Here is a 17,342-nt window from a genome sequence, read left to right as displayed (position 1 = left end):
TCCGCCGCATGATGCGAGCAAATGACGCCGCTCGGGCCTTGAGTCCTGCCTCGTGAAACCCAATATGGGGGCAGTGCCGCAGGGGGCTGCGGGGGCTACAGGAAGCGCGCATGATCACGCTCAACACTGAGAGGGGTCTCGTTCGTATTGCGTCTTGGGATGACATTGAATCTGTTCCCGGTTTCAGTGCGAACATCGATCCCAAAACGGTCAAGCTCAAAGAGATCATCGGCAGCTACACATTTGACGCTCTGATCCCCTGCGGTCTATCAACCTGCCATCAGCCCCACGGCAACGGTTTCCTTGTTGCTGCGGCAGACGGAAGAGTGACCAACATCGGGCGCATCTGCGGTAAGAGACACTTCCTCGTAGAGTTCACCCAGATGAGTCGCGTCTACCTCGCCGCTGTTAGGGCGCAGCAGAACCGCGAGATTTTGGGTGAGCTTAAGAACCGGCTTCCGACTATCACTGCGGAAGTCGCAGCCCTGCGGAACGCTGAGCACGGCGCTGGCTGGATCAATCCCCGCATCAATCAACTAACTGGCAAGTCGGTTTCCCTGCCGCAGCCCATTGTTAATGCTGTTCGCCAAGCCATCCGACGCGGCGACGGTACGCTTGTGATCGAGCGTTCTGCAACGAAACAAGAGCGTGAGGACCGATCCGCAGCGGTGGACGTCAAGGGCCTTGAACACATGCGCAGGAACGTCCCGTATGTAATTGAAGACCCTGTGGGACAGTTGGACGGCTTTGCTGCACTCGCTCCCGGCAATGGACTGCGCGAAGTCCTCGCAGCCATTGAGCCATTCCTGGCGGCTCTTCCCGAAGCAGACATTGACAACCTGCCGGACAAGCAACTCCGCGAGCTGTCAAAGGCAGGTGGAGAGTTGGAACCGAACCTTGAGCGACTTCGCACTGTGATTGCTGCCGGTAGGCGTTTGCTGGTGCGGCAAAACCTCCAGCAGCTCTCGCAATTCGCTACGAGTCGCGCTGAAACTCAACTGTTCGAACGGTTCTTGCGCGAACTTCCCTAGTAGGAGAGTTCCATGCCGCTGCACGTGATCACTCGGGGCGCAAAGTCTGGCGCCTGCAATATCTGCGGCATCGTAGGCCCACTGACTGAGGATCACACTCCTCCGAAGGGCTGCGTCCGTCCGACTGCGATGGAGCTTCAGCACGTCACGCATGCGCTCGAGGCCGGGAAGGCAATCAAGACGAAGGCGAACGATGGGGTGAAGTATCGGACCCTATGCGCTCGTTGCAACAACGCGCTACTCGGCGGTCGATACGATCCGGTGTTGATCGGCTTCGTGAACCAAGTCAGCGGACTTCTTGCATCCTCTCTCACGAAACAGGGGTCCACGAAACAGGGGTCAGAGTGCTCTTTCCTAAAAGAAAGCGTGGCCTAGAAAATGTTGGCTTCCACGCTCAGCCACGGAAGAATCCTTCATAGAGCCCAGAGAAGAAGTCTCTGATGTTCCATCTTTGCGTCCAGCAGAACACAAAGACCAGAAACAGCAGCATCGGACGAGTTAGCACTTGCCGTAGCGAAGACATCATTAGGGTTCTCCAACACTATCCCGGCACGGGAGACCCGTGCCGGGCTCCGCCTCTAGTGGAGGTGGGAGTAGAGCATGTAACCGCTATTCATGAAGTACATCGTAAAGGTTCGGGTTGCGCTACCAACCCATTCGCCCCATTGGTGCGTCATCTCGTCACCGCCGGAAACCATCGCGATCTCGCTGCTAGTCAGTAATCTCATCACGTCACCTCACCGCTGGGCGAAAGCCTTCGAGGAAGCCATCGCAGAAATCGCGGATGTTGCTGCGTTCGTAATAGACGAATGCAAGAATGCCAATGAGGAGCGGATTTATACCGCCAGAAACGTGTTGGACTTCGCTTGGGGTCAACTCTCGCATAATCAATTCTCCGTTTGATTGCCATGGGGCGACGGAACTTTTCTTCATTCCGTCGCTGCCTTGCTAAGTAACCCGGATTTCTGCGCTACGCACACGCGGTGTTACGAACAGGTTGTTCGCAAATCGCGAACGACTAGCCACATAGGCGTCCGAGGGTGAAGAGGAGGGGGCTGTAGAATCAGGGTGAAGTGCCCTTCCCCTCACTCGCCCGGCCACAAAGCGACACGAACGATGTCATCCAGGTCATCGGCCAACCGTTGAAAGCAATTCGTCAGCGCCAGAGGCGACAGCGGCAGATCCTGGTCGTCGGCGAGGTTGCGCGGTTCGGTCAGGCGGGCGAGTAGGCGTAGGTGGTCGCGGGCTCGCTGCAACGCCCGGTATTCCTCTTCGGGCAACTGGTACGCCATGCGCGTAATGGCGGGGCGTGGTGTCTTTTCCATCGGAGCTCCTCCCACAGCAAAAACCCACTGAGTTTTCGGAAGTGGGCACCGCTCTGAGATGGAGTTCTCACGCTCCGAGGCCGAGTCTGCTATCGGCGATTTGGGGCGTCAATGCCGAAATTTCTGATTCTTCAATGAGCTCGGGCGTGCGCTATCCTCCGGTCGGAACGGGGGCGCAATGAGTTCGGAGCCCTTGCGCTCGCATTAGCCTTAGAGGGGGAGATATGCGTCGTCTTGTTTTTGCCATCCTCGTACTGCTCGCCGTGGCCGGCTGCGCAAAGCCGCTTCCTCCAGAAAGAAGCGCCTATGTGGGCGAGTGGCAGTCCTCTTCCATGGGGCTCCTCATCACGCAGGATGGCCACGCAGCCTATAAGCGCCTTTTTGGAACGAAGGGCAGCAAGTCGGTCAACGGGCCGATTCAGTCCTTCGAAGGCAACAACTTCGTTGTTGGTGTGGGACCGATAAAGACGACATTCGTGGTTTCCGTGCCGCCCCATGAGGACCATGGCAGCTGGAAAATGACCGTCGACGGCGTTGAGCTCACCCGGCAGTAAGGCCGAACCCGCTTCGCGACTCGGCATTCAGTAGACCCATCTGGCGGGACCACGTTCGCAACGCCCACAGCAAGTGAGGAAGAACATGGCTCGTCCCCTCGCAACCACGCTCGCCTTCCTGCTCGTTGCCCTCTGCGCCACCGCTGCCCAAGCCGCCGGACCAGACGCGGCGAACGTCATCGGCGCGTACTACCCCGGTGGCTCGGCCGACCGCTACCCCGTCGCACAGATTCCTGCCGACAAACTCACCCATCTGTTCTATGCCTTCGCCCGCATCGAGGACGGACGTTGCGCCGTCGATGCGAAGGCGGACGCGCATTTCGCCGCATTGGCGGAACTCAAACGCAAGCATCCGCACCTGCGCACGCTGATCTCGATCGGTGGTTGGAGCGCGGGCGGATTCTCCGATGCGGCGCTCACCGCGGACAGCCGCAAGCGCTTTGTCGCGTCCTGCATCCAGTTGTTCTTCCCGTGGAAGCCCGAGAGTTTCGATGGTGTCGACATCGACTGGGAGTTCCCGGTGTACGGCGGGCCCGAGGAGATCCCGGCGCGCCCGCAGGACCGGCACAACATGACCCTGCTGGCGCGCGAGTTCCGTCGCCAGCTCGACGCGGTCGGCAAACAGCGCAAGCGCGCGATGCTGCTCACCGCGGCCTTGCCGGCGGCGCGATTGGAGTCGGCCGGGCCTTACGATCCGGTGCGCAGTTTCGAGCTCGCGTCGCTGGCGCGCACGCTCGACTTCATCAACCTGATGAGCTACGACATGGGCACGGTGTTCTCGCCGGTTGCCGCATTCAATGCGCCCCTGCGTGAAGATCCGGCCGATCCGCTGGAGCCCACGCTACGCCGCGGCAACAACGTCGAAGGCGCCGTCGAGTACTACCGCAGCAACGGCGTGCCCGCAAACAAGCTGGTGCTGGGCGTACCGTTCTATGGCCGCGGCTACCGGGTGACGAGCGACACCAACCACGGCCTTTACCAGGCCTACTGTGCGCCGTTCCCGGTCGGGGACTGGCGCACGATCCGCGCTACGCTGCTGAAGGACCCGCAATGGCAGCAGCACTGGCATCCCATCGCGCAGACGCCCTGGCTGTTCCATCCCGCGGACAAGATCTTCGTCAGTTACGAAGACGCCAAATCGATCAGTATTCGCGCCCAACTGGCGAAGGATCGCGGCCTGCGCGGGGTCTTCATGTGGGAACTCACCGGCGACGATGAAGAGCACTCGCTGCTGGATGCGATGGTGCGGCCGTTTGAATGATGGAAGAACTTTACTTTGACGGTCCTATGCATATGACCGCTTCTAGCCTCGTTGGACTTCTCTAATGCCTACAAATGTATGAGACAAGACCGATTACCCAAGCTACCGCCGGGACCAGCAACAGCCACCTAAAGTCCGACTGGAGCGAAAAGTTCATCGCGCTCATCAGCGCGACTGTAAAAGCACCCGAAAGAGCGATGGCCCAGGCCGTGCCTCGCCGCCGGGCTGGCAGCGCGGTGGCGGCAACGTAAACGGTAAGCACGCCGGCTCCCGCGATGAATCCGCCCAGGACTACGAATACGTGTCGTAACCAATCCTCCAGACCGGGCACCGCACTCCTTACATGTGAGGGGGTCGTCCCCATGAACCGAATGTCCTCTGGAAGCAGTGCGGGCCGCATAAGGACGAAGTAGAAACCCAGTCCAATCAGCCAGAAGCCGCATGCGATGAGTATCCATTTCGAGAACAGATGCGACTTGCCGGGGCTCATGCTCAGTCTCCGAACGGTGGCCTAACCCGTAGGCATGAGGCGCATTGTGACGAGCTTTCCGAAAAACCGGGTTTCCGCGGTCGGTTGCGCACTGTCGGCCCGGATCTCTACGGTGCGGCGTTAATCGCCAACTGGTCGGCAAAAGCCCGCTGGTAGGCAGGCCGCGCTTCGCCCCGGGCGACATAGGCCGCCAGGTTCGGAAACTCGTCCAGAATGCCCGAGGATCTCAGCCTGAGCAGCACCGACACCATCATCAAATCGCCCGCGCTGAAGGCGCCATCGAGCCAGTCCGCATCGCCCAGGCGAGCGGAAAGGAGTTTCAACCGGTCGCGGATGCGATCGGCGACCAGAGGCAGGCGCTCCTGACTCCAGGGCTTGTCGCCTTCCGAAAACTTGGCGGTTACCAGTTCAAGGATCGGCGGCTCGATCGTGTTGACTGCGGCGAACATCCAGGTGATCGCCCGGGCCCGGGCATTGGCATCGTCCGGAAACAGGCCCGCATGGCGCTCGGCGATATGGAAGACGATCGCGCCGGATTCGAACAGGACGAGATCGCCCTCCTCATAGGTCGGAATCTTTCCGAAAGGATGCAGGGCCAGATGCGCCGGTTCCTTCATCGCACGGAACGACACCAGGCGAACCTCGTAGGGCTGGCCCACTTCTTCCAGCGCCCAGCGAACGCGCGTGTCGCGCGCCAGTCCTTTGCCGCCATCGGGCGATCGTTCAAAAGCGGTGATGGTCGGGGTCATGGGAAGGCTCCGCACGGGTTGCATGGCACTGCGCATCTTGGTCTCCAAGATCTGATTGGTTCGTGGAGACGACGAACGACCCGCATCCGGATCGACAAGCACCCCGGTGCTTGCACTACTTGCTGGCAATCTGCGCAGGACTGGCGCCCAGCATCCTTCGCACGCAACGCGCCATATGGCTGGGGTGCGCGAAGCCGGTGGCGAGTGCGATCTCGGTGACGCTCATGCCGCCCTCGGTCAGGTGCAGGCGTGCGCGCTCGACGCGGCGCTCCATGACGAAGCGATGCGCAGGCACGCCCGTGGCGTTTCTGAAAAGCGCCTTGAAATGCGAGACGCTGTAATCGGTCAAGGCGGCGAGTTCCGCCAGGGACAGGTCCTGGTCGAGGTGCGCTTCGATGTACTCGATCACCCGTCGCAGCTGCCGCGGCGGCAACGTCCGCACCCGTTCGGGTCGCAGCGAAGTCCTGGAGGACTGCAACGCCAGCAGGCGCGCGGCCAGCGCCGACGCCAGGCCGTCGGCGAACAGGCGACCGCCGGGATAATCATCGCGACTCTCGGTCTGCATGAGCCAGCCGATGCGCTCGATCTGGGCATCGCGGATATGGATCGCGGGATCGCAGTCGCCTGGGCCCAGGCGCATCGCGTCTGCGGTGTCGCGCATCAACTCTGGCGCCAATCGCAGCAGCAGCGATTTCGCCGGCTTCGATAGCGTCCATCGCGTGCTGCAGCCGGCGGGCACGACGCAGAACTGTCCATGCAGACGGGTGCCGGGCCGTTCGAAATGGCCGGCGCGATAGGAGACCGGTACCGGCTCGCCCAGATGCAGACACAGCACGTGACGCTGATCGACCGGCGAATCGAAGCGCCCGACTGGCACCGGGGAGACGAGCACGTCGAGCAGCGAAAGCCGAACTCCGGCCCGCGCATCCGCAAGCGCTTCCGGCGGCGGCGCCGGGTAGCAGGAAGGCCGGGCGCTATCGTCCATGGGCGCGATGCTGCGTTCGTCCTGCAGGCGCATGAAGGCCCGAAAGTCATCCTTTCGTGTCGACCATCGGCCGATCGTGCGCGCGGCGCACAGGGGAAGGACCCAGCATGGGCCGCCCCAATTCGACGAAGGCGAAGACCATGCTTGGACGAAGCACCGCGGCTGTGCTGCTGCTGATCGCAATCACCGTACCGGTGCACGGCGAAGAGAAAACGACACATGCGCCGGCGACGAGCACTACCGGCGCCGTGGGTGACGCGCACCATCGGCTCGCCGAGTTGGCGGGACTATGGCGCGTGAAGCAATCGCTGTGGCTGGCGCCCGGGCAGCCACCGCAGATCGATTCGGGGACTGCGCTGTTGACCGTGGTGCTGGGTGGCCGCCACCTGCAGCAGGATCTGCGGATCGATTCGAGCACGCCCTTCCAGGGCCTGGGCTACACGGGATACGACAGCACCAGTGGCCGGTACTACAGCAGCTGGATCGACACCAACTTCACCGGGGTGCTGTTGCTGCGCGGCGACTATGACGCGGGCACGACTACCTATCGGTTCGATGGCGACATGTCCGGCGAAAGGGGAGAGGTCATCCCAACCCGGGAAGAGCTCCATCTGCTGGGCCAGAACCACTGGGTCAGCCGGTACTACGAGACACGACACGGCAAGGAGGCGCTGGTGGTCGAGCTGGAGTATTCGCGTCCCTGAACCCGTCGCGCACACTGACGAGACGGGGTCCCTGAATACGCTGAATCTAAAGTCCGCGCGTATACAGCCGTAAACGGTTAAGGAGCAACAGCCGCGAGCGGTCGGTTGAGTGACAAGAGTCACGAAAACGGTTTCTGCGGCTTCCTACCCTGTGCACACAGGTCGGCGCTCCCCGGGGGCGCCGCGTTGGCGTCTGTCGGAAGGGCGACGAGACGTCACCGCGGAACGGTGGCCTGGACAGCTACAGGGGTAATGGGAATGGGTGGGCCGCGCGTCGGCAAACTCCGCACGATCGAGAACAGTGCTGCCAACGGCAGCGCGGCGGACGGCCGTGCTGTCATTAGCGGCACGATCGGCAATGGCACTTCCGACAGCAGACAACGGGCGGACCTGACCGCACGGCTGCTGCGCGCCGGCACGCCTGCGGAACTGGCGACGATTCTGTTCGAGGACCTGCCCGGCCTGCGTCAGCGTGGCGTCAGCCTGCAATGGTCGACGCGCTGGCCGTTCGACATCGTCACCTACCCCGAGCATCACGACCCCGATGGGATCGCCGCCACGGCGATGGATTTCCTCCACGAGGCGCGCGCCGGCGGCACGTCGCCGTCCCTGCGCGTGCTGCACGACGACGGCGAGAGCGCCGTGGCGATCCTGCACAGCACGCTGGAATGCCCCGCGATCGACGAGGTCGTCTGCCTGCGCATGGGCGAACTGCTGCGCCTGCAGCGCATGCAGGAAAGTCTGGCGCGCCTGGAAGAAGCCGAGAAACTGCAGCGCTCGCTCTACGCCATCGCCGACATGGCCGGTTCCGACCTGGAAATGCCGGACATGTTGCGCGGCCTGCACCGCATCGTCGCCGACCTGATGTATGCGGAGAACTTCTACATCGCCTTGTACGACCGCGAGCGCGATGGGCTGCGGTTCCTGTACTTCTCCGACGTCGTCGACCCGCACTTGCTCGAGGACGAGAAGGAAATCCCGCTGTCGCGCATCGAGCGCGGCCTGACCTGGTACCTGGTGCGGGACAAGCGCCCGCTGATGGGATCCACCGAGGACATGGCACAGCAGGTCTCCGGCCCGTTGCGCCTGCACGGCACCGACAGCAGCGACTGGCTGGGCGTGCCGATGATGCGCGAGGGCATCGTGCAAGGCGTCGTGGTGGTGCAGAGCTACTCCGGCCAGCGCCATTACACGACCGCGGAGATGTCGCTGCTGGCCTTCGTGGCCGAGCACATCCTCACCGCACTGGAGCGCAAGAGCGGCCGCACCGAGCTGGAACAGCGCGTGGTGGAGCGTACCCAGCAGCTGGAAACGGCGAATCTCGAATTACGCCGCGAGGTCAGCGAACGCGAGCGCGGCGAGCGCCTGCAGGCCGCGCTGTACCGGATCGCGGCACTGGCCAGTTTCGACGAGACCAGCGGCGCGTTCTATCGCCACGTGCACGCGATCGTCGGCGAGCTGATCGACGCGCGCAATTTCTATATCGCGCTGAGCTCGCCCGATGGCTCCACGGTGTCGTTCCCCTACGCGGCGGACCAGTTCGAACGCGATTGGGCGACGCGCAGCAGCGGACGCGGCCTGACCGAATACGTGCTGCGCACCGGGCGTCCGCAGCTGGTCGATCGCGTGCGCATGCGGCAATTGATCGAAGCCGACGAAATCGAGCCGGCGCTGGCCGATGAAACGACCCAGGTGTGGCTGGGCGCGCCGCTGCTGGGCATGGAAGGCGCCACCGGCGTCGTCGCCGTGCAGAGCTACGAATCCGGCGGCGCCTACGACGAGCGCGACGCCGAACTGCTCACCTTCGTGTCCTACCAGATCGCCAGCAGCTTGCAGCGCCGTCACGCCGCCGAACTGCTGCAGCTGGCCAACACCGAGCTGGAACAGCGCGTCGAGGAGCGCACGCTGGAACTGCGCGAGCAGATCAGCGTGCGCGAACGGATCGAAGCGCAGCTGCAACACCAGGTCATGCACGATGCGCTGACCCGCCTGCCCAACCGCGTCTACCTGCGCGACCGGGTCGAGCGCGCGCTGGCGCGTGTCCGCCGCGACACCGGCGACGGTTTCGGCCTGCTCTACATCGACGTCGATCGCTTCAAGCTGGTCAACGACAGCCTCGGCCATGCCGCGGGCGACGAAATGCTGCGCGAGGTCGCGCGCCGCCTGGCGTTCTGCGTGCGCGAGCCGGACACCGTCGCACGCCTGGCCGGCGACGAGTTCGTGCTGCTGCTCGAACACGTGAGGCAGCCGGAAACCGCCTGCAAGGTCGCACAGCGGGTGCTCGAAGCGCTGGAAGCGCCGATGCAGGTCGCCGGCCGCGAGCTGCGCGTCTCGGCAAGCATCGGCATCGCCCTGGCCACGGCCAGTTGCGAGTCAGCCGACCGCATCCTCCACGACGCCGACTCGGCCCTGTATCGCGCCAAGAGCATGGGCCGCAACCGCTTCGTGCTGTTCGACAGCGCCATGCATGAGACCGCCATGGTCGTGCTCGACATGGAGCAGGCCTTGCGCCGGGCGTTGGCGCGCGACGAGTTCATGCCGTACTTCCAGCCACTGGTGCGGCTCGACGACGAACGCATCGTCGGTTACGAAGCCCTGCTGCGCTGGCGTCATCCGCAGCGCGGCATCATCACGCCGGCACAGTTCCTCAAGGTGGCCGAGGACAGCGGGTTGATCGAAGAGATCGACTGGCGCCAGTTCCGCCTCGCTCTGCAGGACGCGCGCGAACTCGTGCGCGACGGCAGTTTCATCACCCTCAACGTCTCGCCGCGACTGTTCCAGCACAACGACTTCGACCGGCGGTTGCTCGAACTGATCCGCGAAGTCGATTTCGATCCCAGCCGCCTGCGCCTGGAAGTCACCGAAGGAACGCTCTTGGGCGATCCGGAGGCGGTGGCGGCGACGCTGCAGCGCCTGCGCGACGTCAACATCGAATCGGCGCTGGACGACTTCGGCACGGGCTACTCCTCGCTCGGCCACGTGCATCAGTTCCCGCTGAAGATGATCAAGATCGACCGCAGCTTCATCACCCCCTTCGCCGCCGGCGTCGCGCCGCGCAGCTCGGCGGTGATCGAGACGATCCTGGCGCTCGGCAATGCGCTGGGTGCGGAGATCGTCGCCGAAGGCATCGAGACCGAGTATCAGCGCGAAGTTCTCCAGGCCATGGGCTGCATCTATGGGCAGGGTTACCTGTTCTCGCACCCCGAGCCGGCGGAACATTGGCTCGAAATGCGCGATCGCGCGGCGCACTGAGCCGCGCTCAGCCTTCGATCTGACGCGCCGGGTCGCTCAATTCCAGCTCGCGCAGGACCACGCCGGCCTGGGTGCGGTTGCGCACGCCGAGGCGATCGAAGATGGCGGTGAGATGCGCCTTGACCGTGCGCTCCTGCACGTCGAGGCGGTCGGCGATCTGTTTGTTGAGCAGGCCCTGCGCGACCAGGACGAGCACGCGGAACTGTTGCGGCGACAGGCTGGCCAGGCGCGCGGCCAGGTCGGCATCGTGCGCGCTGGAGCGTGCCCGCGACACCGGCGCGCGCAGCGCGGCGGGCAGCCATTGCTCGCACGCGAGCACGCTGCGGATCGCTTCGCGCAGTTCGTCCAGGCCCGAACTCTTGGGCAGATAGCCCGCGGCGCCATGATCGAGCGCGCGACGGATGACGCGCGGATCGTCATTCGCGGACACCACCACGACGGCCACGCCGGGATATTGCGCGCGGATCGCCGCCAGTCCCGCCAGGCCGTGGTTGCCGGGCATGTGCAGGTCGAGCAGGACGAGGTCGATGTCGGGCTCGGCGTCGAGGACGTCGAGCACACCGTCGAGCGAATCGGCTTCACGCACGCGCAGGTCGGCGACGGCATCGGCCGCGGCGCCACGCAAGGCGGCGCGGAACAGCGGGTGGTCGTCGGCGACTAGCAGGGAAGGCATGCAGGCGTCGCGCTACTGCACCGTCCAGCCACCATCCACGTCGATGGTATGGCCGGTGATGTTGCGCGCGTGGTCGGACATCAGGAAGGCGGTGATGCCGCCGAGCTCCTCGAAGGTGATGAACACGCCCTTGGGCATCGGCTTGAGCATGACTTCGCTGACCACCTGCGACTCGGGAATGCCACGCGTGCGCGCCTGGTCGGCGATCTGCTTGTCGACCAGCGGTGTCTTCACGTAGGTCGGGCAGACGGTGTTGATGGTGATGTCGGTGTTGGCCGTTTCCAGCGCGATCACCTTGGAGAAGCCGAGCAGGCCGTGCTTGGCGGCGACGTAGGCGCTCTTGTACGGCGAGGCCACCAGCGAGTGGATCGAGCCGATGTTGACGATGCGGCCGAAGCCACGCTCGCGCATACCCGGCAACAGGGCGCGGGTGAGGCGGGCGACGCCGACCAGCATGACGTCGATCAGGAATTCCCACTTCTGCATCGGGAAGTCTTCCAGCGGCGCCACATGCTGCAGGCCGGCGTTGTTCACCAGCACGTCGACCGGGCGCGATACCGCCGCCAGCGCCGCGGCAATGCTGTCGTCGGAGGTGACGTCGAGGGCGAGCGCTTCGGCCGAACCGCCGGCCGCGCGCAGCGATTGCGCTACGGCTTCGGCGGCGTCGCGGTTGACGTCGGTGACGACGAGATGGTGGCCAGCACGCGCCAGTTCGGTGGCGATGCCGGCGCCGATGCCGCTGCCGGCACCGGTGATGAGGATGCAGCGGGACGTCATGAGGCGGGTGGGGTAGCTTCGGCGAGGAGCCCAGCCTAGCAGGCAGGCACGACCGCCACGTGGTACGAAAGTACGATGCCGGCGCGGGTCCGCCTTGTTAGGGTCATCCCATGAACAATCGACCCTCTCTTTCGCGCGCGCGAAAGCTCGTGCGTGCCATCGCCCGTTTCCGCGCCGCAGAAACGCTTCCGGCCAAGGGTGTTCTTGCGAGTGTCCTGGCCGCTTGCCTGTTGGCCGGCTGCGCGACCACCGCCCATCGGAACCACGATCCCATGTTGAGCACCGCAACGCTGACGTCTCCCCTGCGCGTGACCGTGCATCGCGACGGCGACGATCTGCTCACCGCGGGCCTGGGTCTAGCGGGTTTGCGGGCGATGGCGGCGCCGGCGTTCGCCGACCCCGCGCATCCGACCGCGTCCGAACTGCGCCGCCGCGCGATCTGGAGCAACTGGCGCGGCATCGCCGATCTCGCCCCCGGCGGCGGCTACGGCGAGTGGTATGGCAGCACAGCGGTGGTGCCCGGACGCGAGTTCAGCGCGCTGGCGACGGTGCCGGGCGCGAAGCAGCCGCATCGCGTGTTGTTGCAGTTGCCGGATGCGTTCGACGTGGCCAAGCCGTGCGTGGTGGTCGCGGCCTCGTCGGGTTCGCGCGGCATCTACGGTGCGATCTCGGTCGCCGGTCCGTGGGCGCTGCCCAGGGGCTGCGCGGTGGCGTACACCGACAAGGGCGCGGGCACCGACTATTTCGATCTCGACGCGGGGCAGGGCGTGGCCGCCGACGGCACGATCGCGAATGCCGACGCGGCGCTCGCCTTCCGACCCGCGACCGGGGCCGCGCACGGTATCGCGGTCAAGCACGCGCATTCGCAGGACAACCCCGAAGCCGACTGGGGCCGCCACGTGAAGCAGGCGGCGGAGTTCGCCCTGCTCGCGCTCAACGATGCCTATCCCGGCCGTGGCTTCACCTTCGCCACCACGCGCGTGATCGCGGTCGGCATTTCCAATGGCGGCGGTGCGGTGCTGCGCGCTGCGGAACTGGACGGCGACTGGTTGGATGCGGTCGTCGCCGGCGAGCCGAAGGTCGACGTCGAGGGTGTACGCCCGCTCTACGACCTCGCCACCGAAGCGGCGCTGCTGATGCCGTGCGCCTTGCTCGATCTGGAAGGATTGCCGGCTTCGCCGCTGTCGGCGCAGGCGCGCGCATTCGCGCCTGCACGCTGCGCATCGTTGGCCAACGCGGGTGTGCTGCCCGCGGGCGATGCGAAAGCGCAGGCGCGTGCGGCGCACGAGGCGTTGCGCGCCAGCGGCTGGAGCGAGGAGGCGCTGCGCGCGGGGACGTTGTCGGTCGACTTCGATCTCTGGCGCGCGATCGCGGTGACCTATGCCTCGGCCTACGGACGCTACGCGCCTGGCGAACATCCGTGCGGTTATGGCTTTGCGGCGCAGAACCCCGACTTCAGCCCGCGCGCCGCCAAGGACAGCGAACGCGCCGCGTGGTGGGCCGACGCCAGCGGCATTCCGCCGGGCGCGGGCGTGGGCATCGTCGATACGAAACTGGCGGCGCCGGACTTCACCTACGCCGGCGTGAACTGCCTGCGCGCACTGTGGACGGGTACGGGCGCCGATGCCGCCCGCGTGCACCAGGGTCTTGCCGAACTTCGCGCCGGCGTGCCGCGCGAGCAGTTGCCGGTGGTGGTGATCCACGGCACCGACGACGGCCTGGTGCCGATGGCCGTCAGCAGCCAGCCGTGGGTGGCGCAGGCGCAGGCGGCCGGCCGCGACGTACGCTACTGGCAGGTGCGGCATGCGCAGCACTTCGATGCGTTCCTGGCCTTGCCGGACTATCGCGCCCGCTATGTCCCGCTGCTGCCGTACGTGTATACGGCCTTGGACCGCGTCGCGGCACATCTGGACGACAAGGCGCAGCCGCTGCCTGTTAGTGCGGTGATCGAAACCGCGCCGGCGGCGGCTCCGCTGACGGCGGGACAGTTGGCGATTCCGCGGTAAGGGCAGGCGCCGCGCCGCGCAAAGCAACAGCAAAAGCAGCGCTCGCTGCGCTCGCTTCCCCTCACCCGCCCGTTGGGCACCCTCTCCCCGCAGGGCGGGGAGAGGGAGACACGCTTTTCCCTTCTCCCCGCGCGCGGGGAGAAGGTGGCGCGAAGCGCCGGATGAGGGGCGGCGAGCGCAGCGAGCTGCGTTTCCCGACAACGTGCGAGCCCTTTTTTGCGCCCTTCCTCCCGCTGGGCGACAATCCCGCCCCCCTTCACCCGGTAGCCGTACTCCGTGGACTTCCAACAACTGCTGGCCTTCGCCGAACGCAACCCCATGCTCTCGCTGGGCCTGGTGGCGGTCACCGTCGCGCTGATCTATACCGAGATCGCGCGCCTGTTCCGTGGTTACAAGGCGCTGCGTCCGGCCGAACTGACCGCGCTGATCAACCGCGACAACGCGCTGGTCGTGGACCTGTCGGCCAGCAACGACTTCGAAAAGGGCCATATCGCCGGCAGCAAGTCGGTGCAGGTGAGCCAGTTCGACCCCGAGAACAGGCTGCTGGCCGCCGCGAAGTCGCTGCCGGTGGTGGTGGTCTGCCGCACTGGCCAGGGCTCGGCGGACGCCGCCAAGCGTTTGAAGAAGGCCGGTTTCGAGCAGGTCTACTGGCTCGACGGCGGCATCGCCGCCTGGCAGCAGGCCGACCTGCCGCTGGTGAAGGGACGCAACTAAGCCTCGCGCCTCCCGGAATCGGGGGGCTTGGTAATGGCCCCAAGTCGCCCCACGTCGGTCTGGTGGCCGCGTCATCCCAGTGAAATGGGCGCTTCGACCGGCCATGCCATAATCGCCGCCTTTTCCGAAATTCCTGCTCTGGAGTTACACCGATGTCCGAAGAAATCGCCAACGGCACCGCCACCGAAGCCACCGGACCGGTGTTCTCGGTCGAGAAGATCTACGCCAAGGACGTGTCGTTCGAAGTTCCGGGCGCGCCGGGCGTCTTCAATGAGCAGACCCAGCCGCAGCTGCAGATGAACCTGCAGCAGGCCGTGCAGCGCCTCAACGAGAACGCGTACGAAGTCGTGCTCGGCATCAACCTCACCTGCGCCATCGGCGACAAGGCGATCTACGTCGCCGAAGTGAAGCAGGCCGGCGTGTTCGGCCTGGCCGGTTTCGACGCCGCCACGCTCGACGGCATGCTCGGCGTGCATTGCCCGACCGTGCTGTACCCCTACGCCCGCCAGCTGATCAGCGACCTCATCCAGGCCGGCGGCTTCCCCCCGTTCTTCCTGCAGCCGATCAACTTCGAAGCCCTGTACGCCGAAGGTCTGCGCCAGCGTGCCGCCCAGCAGGCGGTCGACGGTGGCCTGGCCGGCGCCGAAACCGCCGGCAACGCCTGATTTTCCGGGCTCCTCGGACACCGGCTTCCGCGTGGTAGTGCAAGCGCCTGCAAATGTCGCGGTGGTCGGTGCCGGTTCCTGGGGCACCGCACTGGCCGCGCTGATCGCGCGGCATGGCTGTCAGGCCACGCTGTGGGGCCGCGATGCGCAGTGCATCGCGGCGATCAATGCCCAGCACGAAAACCCGCGCTATCTGCCGGGCATCGTGCTGCCGGACAACCTCGTCGCGACGACCGATCTGGCCGCGTGCGTCGGCCCCGCCGACCTCGTGCTGGTCGTCGTCCCGTCGCATGCCTTCGCCGAAACCCTGCGCGCCGTTGCACCGCATCGGCCGGCGCGGGCCGGGGTGGCCTGGGCGACCAAGGGTTTCGAACCGGGCAGTGGCCGCTTCCTGCACGAAGTGGCCGCCGAAGTACTGGGCGATGACGTGCCGCTGGCCGTCGTCACCGGTCCGTCCTTCGCCAAGGAAGTCGCCATCGGCCTGCCGACGGCGCTGACGGTGCATTCGGATACCGCTGCGTTCGCGCAGGCGGTCGCCGACGTGCTGCACGGTCCCGCGTTCCGCGCCTACACCGGCGACGACATGCTGGGTGCCGAACTGGGCGGTGCGATGAAGAACGTGCTCGCGGTCGCCACCGGCGTGGCCGACGGCATGCAGCTCGGACTCAACGCGCGTGCCGGCCTGATCACGCGTGGTCTCAACGAGATGCTGCGCCTCAACCAGGCTATCGGCGGCAAGGCCGAAACACTCATGGGCCTCGCCGGCCTGGGCGACCTGGTGCTCACCTGCACCGGCGATCTCTCGCGCAACCGCCGCCTGGGCCTGGCGCTCGGCCGCGGGCAGTCGATCGCCGATGCCGTGCGCGAAATCGGCCAGGTGGTCGAGTCGGTGCAGACCGCCGACGAAGTGATGCGCCAGGCAGAAAAGCACGGCATCGAATTGCCGATCTCCAGCGGCGTGCAGCGCGTGCTGCATGGCGAGCTGACGCCGACCGATGCCCTGCGTCAACTGCTCGCGCGCGAGCAGAAGCCGGAATATCCGGTCGGCCTGTTCGGCTGAGCGCGCGCGTCAACGCGGAACGTGAAGTTCCGCGGACGTCCGCTCTGCCGCTTGCGAATGACCCGCCGCGAACGTGGCGATAGCCATCAGCAGCAGCGCCAGCCAGTTGCGCATGCGCGATGCCTGGAATCTCCTGCGGTCCATCTTCGTGCCCCCTGATGAAGCCAACGTCGCCGCTGGGTGCGGACGGACACATGCTGCCTCATCCATGGCATCGGCCGCCGGCACGAATCGTGAAGCACGAATTTCGCAGACAAAAGGAAGCCCGGCAGGACCGGGCTTCAATCCGCGACATTTCGGGGGAGAGAGAGATTTGTCGCGTGTAGCACTGGTTAGAACGGGCCGGCCGGGGAAAACCGGCCCGCTCTGTGGCGCGTCTTAGAACGTCAGGCGCGGGCCGACGAAGTACTGGGTGTCGCCGTCGGCGAACTTCACGTCGCCGGTGATGCCCCAGCTCTGGTTGAACTTCACCTGCGCGCCGACGCGGCCGTAGAAGTCGCCATCGAACTGGTCGCCGTCTTCATAGCCGGCGAGGGCATAGCCTTCGAAGTTAGGCGTGAAGGCGCTGCGCACGCCGACTTCGGCGCTGTAGGCGTCTTCACTGTCGAAGCCTTCGACCTTGTAGTTCTCGTAGGCGACGCGGGCCAGCAGGTCGGTGTTGGCGGCGATCGGGTGGTTGTAACCGAGGCCGACACGCCACTGGTCGACGTCGACGCCGTTGAAGCGGAAGCCACCGATGGTCTGATCGTCGGTCTTCTGGAAGGTGTAGCCACCGAAGATGTGGAAGTTGTCGGTCAGCGCGCCGGAACCGTTGATGCCCCAGCCGTCGGCATCGGCATTGTCGGAATTGGTGGCGACGTAGCCGCCTTCGACGTAGTTGTAGGACAGGCCGTCGGCGGCGGAAGCGGCGAACGGCAGGGCGGCGAGCAGGGTCAGGGCAAGCAAGGACTTCTTCATAGGGGCACTCTCTTTCTTCTGTTGTGGGGCCGGATCCGTCTTCGGGGGATCTGACTGGGGGCCCCGCGGTGTCGACGGGCCCGATCCGGTGTTCGCAGTATCCGAGGCGGTTCCTAATCGAGGCTTAATTACAAACCGT

Annotated in this window: 18 protein-coding genes; 10 read left to right on the top strand and 8 right to left on the bottom strand. The window is 65.3% G+C overall.

The window, feature by feature from the left end; translation table 11 throughout:
• The first annotated feature begins 110 nt into the window (after positions 1-110).
• Both ACYVJ8_RS12185 and ACYVJ8_RS12180 read left to right on the top strand, forming a co-directional pair.
• A complete protein-coding gene (locus ACYVJ8_RS12185; protein ID WP_460712743.1) occupies positions 111-1,031 on the top strand; it encodes a hypothetical protein in 921 nt (306 codons plus the stop codon).
• Positions 1,032-1,646: 615 nt separating this feature from the next.
• Positions 1,647-1,934 (top strand): hypothetical protein, encoded by a 288-nt coding sequence (locus ACYVJ8_RS12180; protein WP_460712741.1) that lies wholly within the window; start codon positions 1,647-1,649, stop codon positions 1,932-1,934.
• Positions 1,935-2,116: 182 nt separating this feature from the next.
• On the opposite strand, the gene ACYVJ8_RS12175 is transcribed toward ACYVJ8_RS12180, so the two are convergent.
• Positions 2,117-2,356: an XAC0095 family protein gene (locus tag ACYVJ8_RS12175; protein WP_460712739.1), complete on the bottom strand. Its 240-nt coding sequence runs from the start codon at positions 2,354-2,356 to the stop codon at positions 2,117-2,119.
• A gap of 224 nt (positions 2,357-2,580) precedes the next feature.
• Here ACYVJ8_RS12175 and ACYVJ8_RS12170 point away from each other — a divergent pair, with 224 nt between their 5' ends.
• Together ACYVJ8_RS12170 and ACYVJ8_RS12165 are read left to right on the top strand one after the other, a co-directional pair.
• A complete protein-coding gene (locus ACYVJ8_RS12170; RefSeq protein WP_460712737.1) occupies positions 2,581-2,910 on the top strand; it encodes a hypothetical protein in 330 nt (109 codons plus the stop codon).
• Between the two features lie 85 nt (positions 2,911-2,995).
• Complete coding sequence (locus ACYVJ8_RS12165) at positions 2,996-4,171, top strand: glycoside hydrolase family 18 protein (protein WP_460712735.1); 1,176 nt, start codon at positions 2,996-2,998, stop codon at positions 4,169-4,171.
• Between the two features lie 61 nt (positions 4,172-4,232).
• Here the strand turns inward: ACYVJ8_RS12165 and ACYVJ8_RS12160 are convergent, their stop codons facing one another.
• The 3 genes from ACYVJ8_RS12160 to ACYVJ8_RS12150 form a co-directional block, all read right to left on the bottom strand.
• Positions 4,233-4,661 (bottom strand): hypothetical protein, encoded by a 429-nt coding sequence (locus ACYVJ8_RS12160; protein ID WP_460712733.1) that lies wholly within the window; start codon positions 4,659-4,661, stop codon positions 4,233-4,235.
• A 107-nt stretch (positions 4,662-4,768) separates the two neighbouring features.
• Positions 4,769-5,410, bottom strand: a complete 642-nt coding sequence (locus ACYVJ8_RS12155; protein WP_460712731.1) for a glutathione S-transferase family protein — start codon at positions 5,408-5,410, stop codon at positions 4,769-4,771.
• Positions 5,411-5,525: 115 nt separating this feature from the next.
• Positions 5,526-6,395 (bottom strand): helix-turn-helix domain-containing protein, encoded by an 870-nt coding sequence (locus ACYVJ8_RS12150; protein ID WP_460712729.1) that lies wholly within the window; start codon positions 6,393-6,395, stop codon positions 5,526-5,528.
• 107 nt (positions 6,396-6,502) lie between these two features.
• Here ACYVJ8_RS12150 and ACYVJ8_RS12145 point away from each other — a divergent pair, with 107 nt between their 5' ends.
• Both ACYVJ8_RS12145 and ACYVJ8_RS12140 read left to right on the top strand, forming a co-directional pair.
• Positions 6,503-7,099 carry a DUF1579 family protein gene (locus ACYVJ8_RS12145; protein ID WP_460712727.1) on the top strand — a complete coding sequence of 199 codons (597 nt, stop codon included), beginning with the start codon at positions 6,503-6,505 and terminating at the stop codon, positions 7,097-7,099.
• 258 nt (positions 7,100-7,357) lie between these two features.
• Positions 7,358-10,351 carry a putative bifunctional diguanylate cyclase/phosphodiesterase gene (locus ACYVJ8_RS12140; RefSeq protein WP_460712725.1) on the top strand — a complete coding sequence of 998 codons (2,994 nt, stop codon included), beginning with the start codon at positions 7,358-7,360 and terminating at the stop codon, positions 10,349-10,351.
• A gap of 7 nt (positions 10,352-10,358) precedes the next feature.
• Here the strand turns inward: ACYVJ8_RS12140 and ACYVJ8_RS12135 are convergent, their stop codons facing one another.
• Positions 10,359-11,024, bottom strand: a complete 666-nt coding sequence (locus tag ACYVJ8_RS12135) for a response regulator transcription factor (RefSeq protein ID WP_460712723.1) — start codon at positions 11,022-11,024, stop codon at positions 10,359-10,361.
• 12 nt (positions 11,025-11,036) lie between these two features.
• Positions 11,037-11,801 (bottom strand): 3-hydroxybutyrate dehydrogenase, encoded by a 765-nt coding sequence (locus ACYVJ8_RS12130; RefSeq protein WP_460712721.1) that lies wholly within the window; start codon positions 11,799-11,801, stop codon positions 11,037-11,039.
• 272 nt (positions 11,802-12,073) lie between these two features.
• On the opposite strand from ACYVJ8_RS12130, the gene ACYVJ8_RS12125 reads away from it, so the two are divergent.
• From ACYVJ8_RS12125 to ACYVJ8_RS12110, 4 genes are all read left to right on the top strand, one after another.
• On the top strand, positions 12,074-13,807 hold the full coding sequence (locus ACYVJ8_RS12125; RefSeq protein WP_460712719.1) for a 3-hydroxybutyrate oligomer hydrolase family protein: 1,734 nt from the start codon (positions 12,074-12,076) through the stop codon (positions 13,805-13,807).
• 318 nt (positions 13,808-14,125) lie between these two features.
• On the top strand, positions 14,126-14,521 hold the full coding sequence (locus ACYVJ8_RS12120) for a rhodanese-like domain-containing protein (RefSeq protein WP_460713714.1): 396 nt from the start codon (positions 14,126-14,128) through the stop codon (positions 14,519-14,521).
• 152 nt (positions 14,522-14,673) lie between these two features.
• Positions 14,674-15,186: a protein-export chaperone SecB gene (gene secB / locus ACYVJ8_RS12115; RefSeq protein ID WP_460712717.1), complete on the top strand. Its 513-nt coding sequence runs from the start codon at positions 14,674-14,676 to the stop codon at positions 15,184-15,186.
• 37 nt (positions 15,187-15,223) lie between these two features.
• Positions 15,224-16,246 (top strand): NAD(P)H-dependent glycerol-3-phosphate dehydrogenase, encoded by a 1,023-nt coding sequence (locus ACYVJ8_RS12110; protein WP_460712715.1) that lies wholly within the window; start codon positions 15,224-15,226, stop codon positions 16,244-16,246.
• 9 nt (positions 16,247-16,255) lie between these two features.
• On the opposite strand, the gene ACYVJ8_RS12105 is transcribed toward ACYVJ8_RS12110, so the two are convergent.
• Together ACYVJ8_RS12105 and ACYVJ8_RS12100 are read right to left on the bottom strand one after the other, a co-directional pair.
• Positions 16,256-16,390 carry a hypothetical protein gene (locus ACYVJ8_RS12105; RefSeq protein WP_460712713.1) on the bottom strand — a complete coding sequence of 45 codons (135 nt, stop codon included), beginning with the start codon at positions 16,388-16,390 and terminating at the stop codon, positions 16,256-16,258.
• 234 nt (positions 16,391-16,624) lie between these two features.
• On the bottom strand, positions 16,625-17,203 hold the full coding sequence (locus ACYVJ8_RS12100; RefSeq protein WP_460712711.1) for an outer membrane beta-barrel protein: 579 nt from the start codon (positions 17,201-17,203) through the stop codon (positions 16,625-16,627).
• Positions 17,204-17,342 lie beyond the last annotated feature (139 nt).

This window comes from Lysobacter terrae, from assembly GCF_054782215.1.
Note: the sequence above shows the minus strand (reverse complement) of the source record. Positions and strands in the feature narration are given on the sequence as shown.

Excerpts from the sequence above, each read along its gene's own strand:
- ACYVJ8_RS12185 (WP_460712743.1), top strand. The coding sequence starts at position 111 with ATGATCACGCTCAACACTGAGAGGGGTCTCGTTCGTATTGCGTCTTGG.
- ACYVJ8_RS12180 (WP_460712741.1), top strand. The coding sequence starts at position 1,647 with ATGAAGTACATCGTAAAGGTTCGGGTTGCGCTACCAACCCATTCGCCC.
- ACYVJ8_RS12175 (WP_460712739.1), bottom strand. The coding sequence starts at position 2,356 with ATGGAAAAGACACCACGCCCCGCCATTACGCGCATGGCGTACCAGTTG.
- ACYVJ8_RS12170 (WP_460712737.1), top strand. The coding sequence starts at position 2,581 with ATGCGTCGTCTTGTTTTTGCCATCCTCGTACTGCTCGCCGTGGCCGGC.
- ACYVJ8_RS12165 (WP_460712735.1), top strand. The coding sequence starts at position 2,996 with ATGGCTCGTCCCCTCGCAACCACGCTCGCCTTCCTGCTCGTTGCCCTC.
- ACYVJ8_RS12160 (WP_460712733.1), bottom strand. The coding sequence starts at position 4,661 with ATGAGCCCCGGCAAGTCGCATCTGTTCTCGAAATGGATACTCATCGCA.
- ACYVJ8_RS12155 (WP_460712731.1), bottom strand. The coding sequence starts at position 5,410 with ATGACCCCGACCATCACCGCTTTTGAACGATCGCCCGATGGCGGCAAA.
- ACYVJ8_RS12150 (WP_460712729.1), bottom strand. The coding sequence starts at position 6,395 with ATGGACGATAGCGCCCGGCCTTCCTGCTACCCGGCGCCGCCGCCGGAA.
- ACYVJ8_RS12145 (WP_460712727.1), top strand. The coding sequence starts at position 6,503 with ATGGGCCGCCCCAATTCGACGAAGGCGAAGACCATGCTTGGACGAAGC.
- ACYVJ8_RS12140 (WP_460712725.1), top strand. The coding sequence starts at position 7,358 with ATGGGTGGGCCGCGCGTCGGCAAACTCCGCACGATCGAGAACAGTGCT.
- ACYVJ8_RS12135 (WP_460712723.1), bottom strand. The coding sequence starts at position 11,024 with ATGCCTTCCCTGCTAGTCGCCGACGACCACCCGCTGTTCCGCGCCGCC.
- ACYVJ8_RS12130 (WP_460712721.1), bottom strand. The coding sequence starts at position 11,801 with ATGACGTCCCGCTGCATCCTCATCACCGGTGCCGGCAGCGGCATCGGC.
- ACYVJ8_RS12125 (WP_460712719.1), top strand. The coding sequence starts at position 12,074 with ATGTTGAGCACCGCAACGCTGACGTCTCCCCTGCGCGTGACCGTGCAT.
- ACYVJ8_RS12120 (WP_460713714.1), top strand. The coding sequence starts at position 14,126 with ATGCTCTCGCTGGGCCTGGTGGCGGTCACCGTCGCGCTGATCTATACC.
- secB (WP_460712717.1), top strand. The coding sequence starts at position 14,674 with ATGTCCGAAGAAATCGCCAACGGCACCGCCACCGAAGCCACCGGACCG.
- ACYVJ8_RS12105 (WP_460712713.1), bottom strand. The coding sequence starts at position 16,390 with ATGGACCGCAGGAGATTCCAGGCATCGCGCATGCGCAACTGGCTGGCG.
- ACYVJ8_RS12100 (WP_460712711.1), bottom strand. The coding sequence starts at position 17,203 with ATGAAGAAGTCCTTGCTTGCCCTGACCCTGCTCGCCGCCCTGCCGTTC.